9 protein-coding genes are annotated in these 13,488 nt (G+C 64.1%); 3 read left to right on the forward strand and 6 right to left on the reverse strand.

All coding sequences use genetic code 11. From position 1 onward, the window contains the following. Positions 1-78: 78 nt before the first annotated feature. The 6 genes from ASD80_RS09735 to ASD80_RS09760 all read right to left on the reverse strand — a co-directional run bounded on the left by ASD80_RS09735 (position 79) and on the right by ASD80_RS09760 (position 6,389). Positions 79-1,890 (reverse strand): flagellin, encoded by a 1,812-nt coding sequence (locus tag ASD80_RS09735; protein ID WP_056232100.1) that lies wholly within the window; start codon positions 1,888-1,890, stop codon positions 79-81. Positions 1,891-2,083: 193 nt separating this feature from the next. After that, positions 2,084-3,874: a flagellin gene (locus ASD80_RS09740; RefSeq protein ID WP_056232104.1), complete on the reverse strand. Its 1,791-nt coding sequence runs from the start codon at positions 3,872-3,874 to the stop codon at positions 2,084-2,086. Positions 3,875-4,082: 208 nt separating this feature from the next. Beyond that, entirely contained in the window at positions 4,083-4,430 is a 348-nt protein-coding gene (locus tag ASD80_RS09745) for a hypothetical protein (RefSeq protein WP_056232105.1), read from the reverse strand. Between the two features lie 104 nt (positions 4,431-4,534). Beyond that, a complete protein-coding gene (locus ASD80_RS09750; protein ID WP_056232108.1) occupies positions 4,535-5,002 on the reverse strand; it encodes a hypothetical protein in 468 nt (155 codons plus the stop codon). Beyond that, on the reverse strand, positions 4,999-5,316 hold the full coding sequence (locus ASD80_RS09755; protein ID WP_056232111.1) for a rod-binding protein: 318 nt from the start codon (positions 5,314-5,316) through the stop codon (positions 4,999-5,001). The genes ASD80_RS09750 and ASD80_RS09755 overlap by 4 nt, the downstream gene beginning before the upstream one ends. Then, the gene (locus ASD80_RS09760; protein WP_082555214.1) at positions 5,316-6,389 is read right to left on the reverse strand and encodes a flagellar basal body P-ring protein FlgI; all 1,074 of its coding nucleotides are present in this window, start codon (positions 6,387-6,389) and stop codon (positions 5,316-5,318) included. Before ASD80_RS09760 ends, ASD80_RS09755 begins: the two co-directional genes overlap by 1 nt. A gap of 267 nt (positions 6,390-6,656) precedes the next feature. Between ASD80_RS09760 and ASD80_RS09765 the strand changes: the two genes are divergently transcribed. The 3 genes from ASD80_RS09765 to ASD80_RS09775 all read left to right on the forward strand — a co-directional run bounded on the left by ASD80_RS09765 (position 6,657) and on the right by ASD80_RS09775 (position 13,334). Then, a complete protein-coding gene (locus tag ASD80_RS09765) occupies positions 6,657-7,106 on the forward strand; it encodes a flagellar assembly protein FliX (protein WP_082555183.1) in 450 nt (149 codons plus the stop codon). Between the two features lie 153 nt (positions 7,107-7,259). Beyond that, a complete protein-coding gene (gene dksA / locus ASD80_RS09770) occupies positions 7,260-7,679 on the forward strand; it encodes an RNA polymerase-binding protein DksA (protein ID WP_056232118.1) in 420 nt (139 codons plus the stop codon). Between the two features lie 156 nt (positions 7,680-7,835). Continuing rightward, positions 7,836-13,334 (forward strand): alpha-2-macroglobulin family protein, encoded by a 5,499-nt coding sequence (locus ASD80_RS09775; protein ID WP_056232120.1) that lies wholly within the window; start codon positions 7,836-7,838, stop codon positions 13,332-13,334. Positions 13,335-13,488: the final 154 nt, after the last annotated feature.

Raw genomic sequence — 13,488 nt, forward strand, 5'->3', positions numbered from 1 at the left:
CTGATCTAGCCTGACACTGTGGCGAAAACAATGAAGGCGGGCCTGGGCCCGCCTTCCGGTTGATCTATGGTAACCGATTTACCGCAGCAGTTGCAGGATCGACTGGTCGGCCTGGCTGGCCAGCGACAGCGAGTTCTGCGAAAGCTGCTGGCGCGTCTGCAGGGCCAGCAGGTTGGCGGCTTCCTCGTTCATGTCGGCCAAGGTCAGGTTGCCGGCGCCGGTCTGCAGCGTGTCCACCATCGAGTTGGTGAAGGTCTGGCGGTTTTCCACGATCGAGAGGTTCGAGCCGAAGGTCGATGCCTGCGAACGCACCTGATCGAGCGCCGCCTTGACGTCGGTCAGCAGGGCATCGATCGACAGGTCGCTGTCGAGCTGTTCGGGCAGCAGCGAGGTCGGCACGCCCAGATTGCTGGCGTTGATGGTATCGCCGCCCTTGGTCTGGATGTCGATGGACGACGTGCCCGTCTCGTTGAAGGTGATGGTCAGCTTGTCGCCGCGCAGCAGGTTGATACCGTTGAACGAGGCGTCGTCGGCGAGCTTGTCGAGCTGGTCGCGCAGTTCGTTGAACTGGTCGGCCAGGCCGGTGCGGACCGAATTGCCCTCGATCGTGGAGGTGCCGGTGCCGCCATTGATGGCCCCGTCAGCGTCCTTGCCCTCGACGGTCAGTTCCTGGGTCGACTGGTTTTCGATACGCAGCTTGCCGTTGTCGTTGGAGGCGCGGATATTGCCCTTCAATGCCGTATTGGCGTTGATCGCGGCCACCATTTCGTCGGTGGTGCGGGCAAATTTCAGGGTGCCGGAGGTGCCGGCCACGACGCCGCCTGCCGGCGTGCCGAAGAAGTCCGCGTCGGGTCCGCCGATCGTCAGGGGGCCGGCATTGTCCTTGATCGCGCGAATGCCGATCTTGCCGCCCAGGGCATCGTAGGCCTCGAACTTGGCGTCGGCGCCGAGTTGGGTGTTGATCGAGGCGATGGCGGTGTCGAGATCAAGGCCGGTCGTGGGCGTCAGCGTGATCTTCTTGCCGTTGATGGTGAAATCGTGCGTGCCGTTGGAGCCCGTGACCGAAACGGGATTCTCGGTTGCCGTCGCACTGGCCGGATCGCCGAAGAAGGCGTTGCCGTCAGTGCCGCCGATGGTGAATTCGCCATCGACGTTGCCAACGGTCTCCAGCCTGAACACGCCGGCGGCCTGGCTGATGGTGACCTTGCCGGCATAGGCGGGCGAGGCATCGATCAGGTCCTGCATCATGTCGGCCAGTTCGGCCGGCGTACGCGTCGCGCCTGCGTCAACAGCCACGCCCAGGTCGAGCACCGGGCCGTCGTCAAAGCTGAATTCGAGGTCGATAACCGCCTGCGCGGCCGCGTCGTCGATGGCAGTAACGCCGGTGCCAGGCTCGATGGAAGCCTTGACCGGGGCAGTGGGCGCGGCGTAGGCGCCGGTCATGGCCGCCGAAAAACCAGTGCCGGTCTTGATGAGGTCGACGCCAACCGTATTGGTCACCGAGCCGCCGGAGAAGCTGATCTGACCGAGCAGCGGATCATTGGCGTCGATATCGGCCATCACGAAGGATTCGGTCTGGAACGACTTGTCTTGGCGCGCCTGGCGCAGGGTCGACTGCATCGATTCCAGCGTCTTGGTCATGGCGGTGAGGCCATTGTCGGCGGCTTCCAGGGTCTGGACGCCGTTGGCCATCGAGTCGAGCAGGGCGCCGAGATCGCTGGCGCGATTGTTGAGGCCCTGGGCGGTGAACCAGTTGCTCGGATTGTCCAGGGCAGAGTTCACCTTGTTGCCGGTGGCCAGGCGATCCTGGGTGCGCGCCATCATGTCCGCAGTGCCCTGCAGCGAGAGCAGGTTGGAGCGAACTGCTTTCGAAAGAGAAATGTCGGACATCTAATGTGATCCTTGCCCTATTGGTCCTTCGGGCCGGTTCTGGCCCCGTTGGTAACCATTTAGGCAGCCTTTCGTTAAAGCGGCGTTAACCATGAAAATTCATGCGGCATAAACCATGACCGATTGGCAGGGGCAAAGAGAAAGGGCGGACCTTGCGGCCCGCCCCTCCAATTTATGTCGATGTAGCCTGGACTTAGCGGATCAGCTGGAGAACCGACTGGTCGGCCTGGCTGGCCAGCGACAGCGAGTTCTGCGAGAGCGACTGGCGGGTCTGCAGCGCCAGAAGATTGGCGGCTTCTTCGTTCATGTCGGCCAGGGTCAGGTTACCGGCACCGCTCTGGAGGGTGTCGATCATCGAGTTGGTGAAGGTCTGGCGATTCTGCACGATCGAGAGATTCGAGCCGAAGGACGAAGCCTGGGCACGAACGTCGTTCAGGGCAGACTTCAACTTGCTCAGTTCAGCGTCGATCGAGGTATCGTTGTCCAGATCGGAGGCTTCAAGAGTGGTCGACACGCCCAGGTTGGCCGAGTTGATCGTCTTGTTGTCCTTGGTCTGGATATCGATCGAAGACGTGCCGGTTTCATTGAAGGTGATCGACAGCTTGTCGCCACGCAGCAGGTTGATACCGTTGAAGGCAGCGTCATCGGCGAGCTTGTCGAGCTGGTCGCGCAGTTCGTTGAACTGATCGGCCAGGCCGGAGCGAACCGAGTTGCCGTCGATGTCGGACTTGCCAGCACCGCCGGTGATCTTGCCGTCGGTCGACAGGCCTTCGACTTCGAGTTCCTTGGTCGACTGGTTCTCGATGCGGAGCTTGCCGTTGTCGTTGGAGGCGCGGATCTTGCCATCCAGCAGCGCGCTGTCGTTGATGGCCGTCACCAATTCGTCGACCGAACGAGCGAACTTCAGCGTGGTGCTCTGCGTCGGCGCGGCGAACAGGGCCTTGTCGGTGCCATCGATCACCAGGGCACCGGCGTCGTCGGCAATGGCGCGAAGGCCGATCTTGCCACCGGTGTCCTTGAAGGCCTCGAACTTCTTGTCGGCGCCAAGGGCAGTATTGATGGTTGCGACGGCATCCTCTGCGGTGGCGTCGGCGTCGGTGAGCGTGACCTTCTTGCCGTTGATCGTGAACTCGTGCTTACCGTCCGAACCGGTGGACGCAACGCGTTCGCCGGCGACCGGAACGTCCGGGTCCGCCGGAGCGGTACCGAATACAGCATCAACGCTGGTACCACCAAGGGTGATGTCGCCGTCGACGTTGTCGACTGTGGCAAGGGTGAACTTGCCGGTCGCAACTTCCGTGAAGGTGACCTTGCCGGCCAGGTCGGAGTCATCGATCTGCGACTGAATTTCGGTCGCAAGTTCGGTGGTGGTGCGAGTGTTGCCCGCATCAGCCGCGACGGCGATCGTCGCAGTTTTGCCACCGAAAGTGAAGGTCAGGTCGATTGCGCCCTGAGCGGCGGTGTCGTCGAAGGCAGCAGCGTCGCCGACGACCTGGGCCTTGCCGGCAGCGGCCGGAGCTTCATACTTGGCAGCGGTAGCGGAGATCGCGCCCGAGCCGGTCTTGATCAGATCGACACCAACCACGTTGGTGACCGAACCACCCGAGAAGCTGAGCTGGCCGAGGTCTTCGGCATTGGCATCAACCTTGGTCAGTTCGAAGGACGAGGTCTGGAAGGACTTGTCCTGACGGGCCTGGCGCAGGGTCGACTGCATCGATTCCAGGGTCTTGGTCATGGCGGTCAGGCCATTGTCGGCAGCTTCCAGCGTCTGGACGCCGTTAGCCATGTTGTCGAGCAGGGCGCCGAGGTCGCTGGCGCGGTTGTTGAGGCCCTGGGCAGTGAACCAGCTGGACGGATTGTCGAGAGCGGAGTTCACCTTGTTGCCGGTGGCGAGACGGTTCTGCGTCGACGCCATCATGTCCGCGGTGCTCTTCAGCGAGAGCAGGTTCGAGCGGACGGCTTTCGAGAGAGAGATATCGGCCATTCGTATAGTCCTTTTCTAGGATTACGCAAACTAAAGCGCCTCTTCCTGAGGCAAGGCGATCCTCATCCGGCAGGCTCTAAAGAAGGATTAAGCGGGCGATGAATATTTGGGCAAATTGCGCGCGATACCTGACGGTCAAAACAAAAAGCCCCGGATTTCCGGGGCTTTGGGTCTGGTCCTGTCGTGCGGTGCGTTAGCTTGTGTTAACCTAGGCCAGCAGATCCTTGATCCGGGCCTCGGATTCCGGCGGTAGTGGAATGGACCCGATGCGCATGATCAGTTCTTCAATCGTGGTGGGAACCGGGGGCATCTTGCCGGCAATCACCGCGGCGGCGAACATCGAGGCAGCGCCAAAGCGTTCCGCGTCCTGCTTCGGCATCGGTTCCGCCGGCGTGTCATGTTGTGGAAAGTTGCCGTTGTCGCTGGTGCTTGAATTCTTCGGTGCCGGCGGCGGGCTATCGGGCAACAGGCTGCGCTCCCCAAGGCTGGGGCGCGTGCGATAGCCAGCGAGGCCGCTGCTACTGATGATTGGATCTGCCGCAACTGCAGTGATCATGACGCTGTCCCGTGCATTCACGAATGCCAGTCGTCATCGTATATACTCCGCTCTTGCGGCGCCGTTACTTCAATCCGTTACAATTGGTTAAAATTGAGTCCAAGTCAAAGCGCCCGGTTGACTGCTATGCCACGCGCCGATGCTGCGGGGTCTGCTGCAATGGCGCCACCCCGTCCATAGGTCTTTGCCTTGTTCTGCTGCCCGACGATCTTGGCGACATCTGTCAGCAGGTCTTCGGTGACCATTCGCGCCGTGGCCAGCACGCGCAGATTCTCGGCCATCTGTGTCGCGAGGCGCTCGTGGCCCAGGCGCAGACGTTCCACGGCGTCGGGCGCCTGCGCCTTGAGGCGCGCACTCTGGCGCTGCACCGAGCGGGCGAAGCTCACATAATCCTGCGCCAGCCGCGTCTTTTCGGGCGTCAGTGTGCCGGCCTGCCGCATATGGCCGGCACGAAGCAGGGTGGTTTCCTGGTTCATGACGTCGACAAGGGCGGCAAGGGCGATCTCGGCCATGCGGCAGAGCTCATCGGCCGGCAGGCTGTCGAGGGCGGCGAGGCGTGCGGCTGCGGTCATTTGTAGGCTCCCGGCAAGGTGTTCTGGTTATTGGCCGCTTCCTGCATGGCGAGCAGGTCGGGCAGGAGTTGTTCGGCAATGCCCAGCCCGCCATTCTGCGCCATGTTGGCGGCGAGCTGTTCGGACTGCATGGAGCGCCAGGTTTCTTCCCCGAAGCCGCCGCCCATGACGCTCGCGTCGGTCTTGATGGACGAGAAGAGTTCCTTGGTCAGGGTATTGAGGAAGACGCCTTCGAATTCCTCGGCCTGCTGGCGCACCTTGGCGATCTGGTCGGGGGTGAGCGTGGAGCCGGTCCGCTTGACGGGATCGAGCATCACAGCACCTCGATTTCGGCTTGCAGCGCGCCGGTCGCCTTGATGGCCTGGAGGATGGCGATCAGGTCGCGCGGGGATATGCCCAGGGCGTTGAGCCCATCGACCAGTTCCTGCAGCGATACGGATTCGTTGACGACCGACAGCGCGGTCTCGGACAGGTTGGCGTTGAGGTCGGTATTGGGTTCGACGGCCGTCACGCCCAGGCTCAGCGGATTGGGCTGCACCACATTGGGGTTCTCGGCGATGGTGACGGTGAGGTTGGACTGCGCCACCGCCACGCTCGACACGCGAACATCCTTGCCCATGACGATGATGCCGGAATTCTCGTCGATGACGATCTTGGCGATCTGGTCGGTCTCGACCATCAACTGCTCGATATCGGTCAACAGGTCGACGATATTGCCGTTGAAGCCATAGGGCAGGGTGACCCTCACCGTGGCTGGGTCTTCCGGCGTTGCCGTCGGGGCGCCGATGAAATCGTTAACGGCCAGGGCAATGCGACGCGCGGTCGTCAGGTCCGGGTTGCGCAAGGCCAGGCGCAGCGAGGTCTGGCTGCCGAGATGGAAATCGATCTCGCGCTCGATCAGCGCGCCCGAGGAAATGCGGCCGGTGGTGGGAACGCCGGAAATGATGGTGGCGGCGTCGCCCTCGGCCTTGAAGCCATTGATGGAAACCGGGCCCTGGGCGATGGCATAGACTTCGCCGTCGGCGCCGAGCAGCGGCGTCACCAGCAGCGTGCCGCCCTGCAGGCTGTCGCTATCGCCCAGCGCGGCGACCGAAACATCCATGCGCGAGCCCTGGGTGGCGAAAGGCGGCAGGTTGGCGGTGACCATCACGGCCGCCACATTGGCGGTGCGGACATTTTCGCCGGCGGTGTTGACGCCCAGCCGTTCCAGCATGGATTGCAGCGACTGCTTGGTGAAGGGGGAATTGTTGAGGCTGTCGCCAGTGCCGTTGAGGCCGACGACCAGGCCATAGCCGACCAACTGGTTCTCGCGCACGCCCTCAAAGTCGACGATATCCTTGATGCGAGCGGCCGCGGCCTGGGCTTCGAGCGTTGGCAGCAGCACCATTGTAATGGTGAGCGCCCCCGCGATCAGCCTGTGCAGCAGTGATTTGGTCATTCGGCATCCCCGTATTCCGGCCTGCCATCCCCATGGCGCAGCACTCGCCGATCACATTGCGAAAACCGTGCCAATTGGCGTCCGAGCGGCTAGTCCATTAATATCAAATGGGATTTCTGGCAGGTAAGGGCTGCTCGGGATCGGCGGAAGGGTCCGGTGAGCAATTCTTGCCGGGCATGTTAAGGTCTTGTTAACGGCTGGCGGCAGATTTTGCCGATGACGGCACCAACCGATTTGAGTCCAGCCTTGCGCATCGACACCACCAACCGAACGACGGGCGTCGGCCGCGGCAGTGCCGCCGGCCGCTCCGGCGCGGGTGGCGATTTCGTGCCGGTGGGCGGCAATGCGCCGGCCCGCGTGGCCGGCAACGCCCCCATGCAGGCTGCTGCGGGGATCGATGCGATCCTGGCGCTGCAGGCGGTGGGCGAGCCACTGTCCGGCAAGAAGAAGGCGGTTCGCCGCGGCGCGTCGCTGCTCGACCTGCTCGACGACATCAAGGCGGACCTGCTGATCGGGCGGATCAGCGGCGAACGCCTGGACGATATGGTCGCCAAGCTGGCGGAGGCGCGGGAACGGTCGCTGCCCGGACTCGACGCGGTGCTCGATGACATCGATCTGCGGGTGCGCGTGGAACTGGCCAAGTTCGGGCGTTTCCCGTCCGCCTGACCCTTGGTCATCAAAATGTTGTCAATATCGCGCTATGCGCCTGACGCGCCGGGGCTTTCCTGTGTTAAGCACCGCCGCTTTTGTGCGCTTGCCCGGTGGGGTCGAGGCGCATATATAGGCCGCCGTGGGGGCGCATGGGAGTTGAGTCTGCTGATGTCTTCGGTTGCAGAAGTGATTGAATACCGGCCCAGTGACAACGAGCCGTTCATGAATCCGCGGCAGCGGGAGTATTTCCGCGCCAAGCTCAACACGTGGAAGGATGATATCCTCCGTGAGAGCCGCGAGACCCTTGAGAACCTGCAGGAAGAAAGCCAGAACCACCCGGACATGGCCGACCGCGCCAGTTCCGAGAGTGATCGCTCCCTCGAATTGCGCACGCGCGACCGGCAGCGCAAGCTGATCTCCAAGATCGATGCGGCGCTCAAGCGCATCGACGACGGCACCTACGGCTATTGTGAGGAAACCGGCGATCCGATCGGCATTGCCCGGCTCGATGCCCGCCCCATCGCCACGCTGAGCCTGGAAGCCCAGGAAATGCACGAGCGCCGCGAAAAGGTCTATCGGGACGAATAGGAAGTCCGGCACTGTTCAGGAAGGTCCGCAACAGTTGCGGGCCTTTCTTTTTATGGCCGAGCGACATCAAACTACTGACAATCCAATACTCTTTGCGGCCTTGTTTCCGCCTCAGCTTCACGTCCATATGGTGGCGTTGAGCTTGGGAGGGCAACGATGCTGCAGATCGTCTCGAAGATGCGCGCGCTGGGACTGGCGGTTGTTCTTGCCCTGGGCCTGCCAGCAGCGGCAATGGCGGCGGACACCAAGATCACGCTGCTGCAGGACACCGATCTGCCGGGTTCCGACTACGCCATCATCCGCAATACCGATCTGGACGCCTGCAGCGCGGCCTGTGCCGACGACAATATCTGCCGGGCCTTCACCTTCAACGCGCAGTCGAACTGGTGCTTCCTCAAGGGCACGGTGGGCGAGCCGACCGAATTTGCCGGCGCCACGTCCGGCCGCGTCAGCCGCGCGCCTTCCCCGGCGGTAGTAGAGGCCGTCCGCCAGGCCGAACTGCCATTCCCGGCCCAGGGCATCATCGGCGACGCCCGCAGTTTCGCCAACAACCTGCCGCAGACCGATGCGCCGCCGCCCAAGGTGACCTATGCCAGCCTCGTCCAGTCCGGCGATGAAGCCGCCGCTGCGGGCAATCCGGCCGCGGCCATCGTCGCCTATCGGCAGGCGCTGGCCATCAATGCCAATGACCGCGCGGTGTGGCAGGCTTTGGCCCAGGCCGCGCTGACGCAGGCCGAAATGGTGGCCGGCCAGTCCGAGGGCGACAACAGCGCCGATCTGGCGCGGGTTGCCACTGCCGCCGCCATGAATGCCTTCCTGCGTTCCAGCGCCCCGCTGGATCGCGCCAATGCCCTGGCGACCCTGGCCAATGGCATGGAATATCGCGAAATGTGGCGCGAGGTCATCGCCACCTATCGCGTGAGCCTCAGCCTGGCAGCCAATGACGGCGTCGCGGCCCATCTCGACGATGTCGTCGCCCAGCACGGCTTCCGCGTGGTCGATCACGTCGTTGATGCCGAGGGGGCCGCGCCACGCATCTGTGCCGTCTTCTCCAGCCCGCTCCCCTATAGCTCGACCGACCTGTCGGCCTATGTGGTCGTGACCGACACGCCGCAGGCTGCCGTCGAGGCCGAGCAGGACCAGATCTGCATCGAGGGCGTGCAGCATGGCGGGCGCTATGCCATCCGCCTGCGCGCCGGCCTGCCGTCGGTCGATGGCGAGGAATTGCTCAAGGATGTCGTGCTCGATGTCTACGTGCCCGATCGCTCGCCCTTCGTCGGTTTTGCCAACAATGCCTACGTCATGCCCGCTGGCCTCGGCGGCGGATTGCCGATCACCTCGGTCAATGCCGATGTGGCGCAGGTGATGATCTATCGCGTGGGCGACCGCTCCATTGCAACTGCGGTGCGTGACGGCATCTTCCAGGGCAGCCTCACCGAATACGATGCCGAGGACATTGCCGGCCGGGTTGGCGAGCAGGTCTGGCAGGGCGAAGTCGATCTCGCACGCGGCAAGCCCAATGAATTGACCACCACCGCCATTCCGGTGGCCGAGACGCTCGGCCAGATGGAGGCGGGCGCCTATGTCATCACCGCCAAGATCAAGGACGAATATACTGAATATTGGGACAGCGTAGCCACGCAGTGGTTCATCGTTACCGACCTCGGCCTCACCACCATTTCCGGCGATGATGGCGTGCATGCCTTCGTGCGCGGGCTCGACGATGCCCAGCCGATCGAAGGCGCCACTGTGCGCCTGGTGGCCGTCAACAACGAAATCCTGGGTGAAGCCACCACCGATGCCGATGGCCAGGCGATCTTTGCGCCGGGCCTGGCGCGCGGTGAAGGGGGCAGGGCGCCGCAATTGCTGGTCGCCGAAACCGATGATGGTGACTATGCCTTCCTCGACCTCAGCCGCCCGGCTTTCGACCTGACCGATCGTGGCGTCGAGGGCCGGCCCTCTCCGGGTCCGCTCGACCTGTTCGCGACTACCGAGCGGGGTGTCTATCGCCCCGGCGAAACCGTCTATCTCACCGCGCTGCTGCGCGATGAACGGGCGGTCGCGGTGACCGGCCTGCCGCTGACGCTCGAGGTCGAGCGCCCGGACGGCGTCGTCGCCAGCACCCAATTGCTCGACGATCAGGGCGCGGGCGGCTATTTCGTGGCGCTGCCCATGGTGGCCGAAGCGATGCGTGGCTCGTGGACGGCACGGCTCTATGCCGATCCCGACGCGCAAGCGCTGTCCAGCACCAGCTTTCTAGTGGAAGATTTCGAGCCTGAGCGTCTGGCCTTCGAGGTCAGCGCCGCCGATGCGCCCTTCGTCGCCGGCGAGGTCACCGAGGTCGATATTGCCGCCAAGTACCTCTATGGCGCCACGGCGCCCGATCTGGCCGTCGAGGCCGATGTCATCGTCAGTCCGCGAAGCACGCTGGACGGCTTTCCCGGCTATGTTTTCGGCCGCCTCGACGACACGATCGAAACCACCCGCGAACCGCTGGGCGTGGTCGGCACCACCGATGAATCGGGCAATGCCGTCGCCGAAATCGTGCTGCCCGAGCCGCAGGTAACCACGCGCCCGCTCACGGCACAGTTGCTGCTGCGCCTGGTGGACAGCAATGGCCGCAGCATCGAGCGCAGCATCAGCCGGCCGGTGCTGGCCACTGTCGATCGCATCGGCATCAAGCCCGTCTTCAGCGATGCGTCCGGCCTCGCCGAAGGCAGCGAAGCCAGCTTCGATATCGTCGCGGTCTCGCCCGAAGGGGAGGCCATCGCCAAGACGGGCCTCAACTGGACCATCGCCCGCATCGAAACCAACTATCAGTGGTATCGCAATGGCAGCACCTGGCAGTGGGAGGCCATCACCACCTCGCGCGAAGTCGCCAGCGGCACTGCCGAGACGCCTGAGGGCGGCCCGGTGACCATTGGCGCCAATGTCGATTGGGGCCGCTATCGCGTCGAGGTGCAAAGCACCGGCGAGGGCGCCACCTCGTCCAGCTACGAGTTCTATGCCGGCTACTACTACGCCGACGCGGGCAGCGACACGCCCGACACTTTGCAGGTTGCCCTCGACAAGCCCGCCTATCGGGTCGGCGAAACCGCCAATCTCAAGCTCGATCCGCAGTTTGCCGGCACCGCGCTGGTCATGGTGGTGGATAATCGCGTCATTGCCATGCAGGCGGTGGACGTGCCTGAAGGCGGCACCACCATACCGCTCGAAGTCACCGAGGAATGGGGCCCCGGCGCCTATGTTACGGCGATCCTCTACCGTCCCTCCGACGCCGCCGAGAAGCGCATGCCGTCCCGCGCGCTCGGTCTTGCCTTTGCCGATGTCGAGCCCGGTGACCGCAAGCTCGACGTGACGCTCGATACGCCCGAAGTCACCCTGCCGCGCCAGAGCTTCACCACCACGGTCGAACTGGGCAACCTTGCCGCCGGCCAGCAGGCCTATGTGGCTGTCGCGGCGGTGGATTTGGGTATTCTCAACCTCACCAATTTCAAGGTGCCGGACCCCGATGGCTGGTATTTCGGCCAGCGCCAGCTCGGTATGGATATCCGCGATCTCTACGGCTCGCTGATCGATCCGACCCAGGGCCTGGCCGGTGCTATGCGCTCGGGCGGTGACGGCGGCTCCTCGCGCACCGGGACGCCACCGGCAACCTCGGTCCTCGTCGCCCTCCATTCGGGCATCGTGGAGGTCGATGCCGAAGGCAAGGCGACCGTTACGTTCGACATGCCCGACTTTTCCGGCACGGTGCGCGTCATGGCCATGGCCTGGACCGACACGGCGGTCGGCCATGCTTCCGCCGATGTGATCGTGCGCGATCCTGTGGTCGTCACCCTCAGCCCGCCGCGCTTCCTGCGTGTCGGTGACGAGTCGCGGCTGCTGGTCGAGATCAACAATCTCAGTGGCGCCACGGGCACTTATGGTGTCGCGCTCTCGACGGGTGAAGGCATTGCCACCCCGGCTGGGGACAGCGAGGTCGAACTGGCCGAAGGCGACCGAACCGCGCTCGATCTCACGCTCAACGGCATGCAGATCGGCGATTGGCCGGTGGTCCTGACCATCACCGCGCCCGATGGCACGACGCAGACCAAGGAACTGCTGCTCGGCGTGCGGCCGACCAGCGCGCCGATCACCACCAGCCGCGTGCTGCCGGTCAAGGCCGGGGAAAGCGTTACGGTCGGGCCGGACTATTTCGACAGCTACATGGCCAATACCGGGGCGATGACCCTGGCCATCGGGCCGATTGCGCGCCTCGACGTGCCCGGCCTGCTGCTGGCGCTCGATCGCTACCCCTATGGCTGCGCCGAGCAGCTTTCGAGCCGCGCTTTGCCGCTGCTTTATCTGAACGACGTGGCCAAGCTGCTGGGCACCGCCACCGACGATAAACTCAACCAGACCGTCATCGACGCCATCGCCAACCTGTTGTCCAAGCAGAGTTCCAGCGGCGGCTTCGGCCTGTGGGGGCCATTCGATGGCGGTGACCTGTGGCTCGACGGCTTTGTCACCGACTTCCTGCAGCGCGCCGTGGCTGCCGGCTACGATGTGCCCGAGCAGTCCATGACCATGGCCTTCGACAATCTGGCCAACCAGCTGTCCTATGCTGCCGATTTCGACAAGGGCGGCGAAGACATCGCCTATGCGCTCTACGACCTGGCGCGAGCCGGTCGGGTGTCGATGGGCGATCTGCGCTACTATCACGAGGCGCGCCTCAACGCCTTCGGTTCGCCGCTGGCCCAGGCGCAGCTCGGGGCGGCACTGGCGCTCTATGGCGATCCGACGCGCGCCAATTCCGCCTTCGAGGCAGCTTTGGCCGGGCTCGACGCGCCCGACAATATCCGCCGCTATCGCGGCGACTACGGCACCCGCTTGCGCGATCTCGCCGGCGTGCTGGCCCTGGCCGCCGAGTTCAAGCCCCCTGGGGTGGACCTGACGGCCCTGGCCAACCAGCTCGCCAAGCTGCGGGACCGCGCCACCTATACGTCCACACAGGAAGACAGTTGGACATTGCTCGCCGCCGCTGCACTCGGTGCATCCAGCACCGATGGCTCGATAATGCTCGATGGTGAGGCCCTGACCGGCCAGGTCTATCGTCGCTACGACCAGCAGGGCTTCGAAGCGGTCGAGATCGCCAATACCGGCACCGCAGATACCGAAGCCAAGGTGACCGTGACCGGCTATCCGCTCACGCCGCCGCCGGCCACCAGCAGCGGCTTCACCATCACGCGGGAATATTTCCTGCCTGATGGCACGCCCATCGACCCGCAGGCCGCGCCCATCGCGCAGAATGAACGCCTGATCGTAGTGCTGCGCGTGCGGCCACAGAGCCTCGGTTCGGGCCAGTATGTGGTGTCCGATCCACTGCCGGCCGGTTTCGAGATCGAAAATCCGGACCTGTCGGCCGGTGGAGGCGTCACCGATTTCAACTGGCTCGATCTCGACAGCGCGACCCATGTGGAATCCCGCACCGACCAGTATGTCGCGGCCTTCCGCTACTTCGACGAAACCGGCAGCTTCACCACCGCCTATCTGGTGCGGGCGGTTTCACCGGGCAGCTTCGTGCTGCCGGGCGCCACGGTGGAGGACATGTATCGCCCAGAATTCCGGGCGAACACGGCTGCCGGCGCCATCGAGGTCACGCCAACCGGGCCATGAGCGGGGTGACGACATATCAGGGCGGGATGGAGGGCACTGTCTCTCCCTTTCACCAGCCGTCACCCTCGGGCTTGACCCGAGGGCGTTACGCTTGCCGAGCGGGCGGCAAGTGCAGGGCCCTCGGGTCTAGCCCGAGGGTGACGCTCGGTGGTCG

The organism is Devosia sp. Root635, assembly GCF_001427605.1.
GTDB lineage: Bacteria > Pseudomonadota > Alphaproteobacteria > Rhizobiales > Devosiaceae > Devosia.

Bases quoted from the DNA above. Each gene is read 5' to 3' on its own strand.
- ASD80_RS09765 (WP_082555183.1), top strand. From the start codon at position 6,657: ATGACGGCACCAACCGATTTGAGTCCAGCCTTGCGCATCGACACCACC.
- ASD80_RS09755 (WP_056232111.1), bottom strand. From the start codon at position 5,316: ATGCTCGATCCCGTCAAGCGGACCGGCTCCACGCTCACCCCCGACCAG.
- ASD80_RS09740 (WP_056232104.1), bottom strand. From the start codon at position 3,874: ATGGCCGATATCTCTCTCTCGAAAGCCGTCCGCTCGAACCTGCTCTCG.
- ASD80_RS09760 (WP_082555214.1), bottom strand. From the start codon at position 6,389: ATGGTGCTGCTGCCAACGCTCGAAGCCCAGGCCGCGGCCGCTCGCATC.
- ASD80_RS09750 (WP_056232108.1), bottom strand. From the start codon at position 5,002: ATGACCGCAGCCGCACGCCTCGCCGCCCTCGACAGCCTGCCGGCCGAT.
- dksA (WP_056232118.1), top strand. From the start codon at position 7,260: ATGTCTTCGGTTGCAGAAGTGATTGAATACCGGCCCAGTGACAACGAG.
- ASD80_RS09775 (WP_056232120.1), top strand. From the start codon at position 7,836: ATGCTGCAGATCGTCTCGAAGATGCGCGCGCTGGGACTGGCGGTTGTT.
- ASD80_RS09745 (WP_056232105.1), bottom strand. From the start codon at position 4,430: ATGATCACTGCAGTTGCGGCAGATCCAATCATCAGTAGCAGCGGCCTC.
- ASD80_RS09735 (WP_056232100.1), bottom strand. From the start codon at position 1,890: ATGTCCGACATTTCTCTTTCGAAAGCAGTTCGCTCCAACCTGCTCTCG.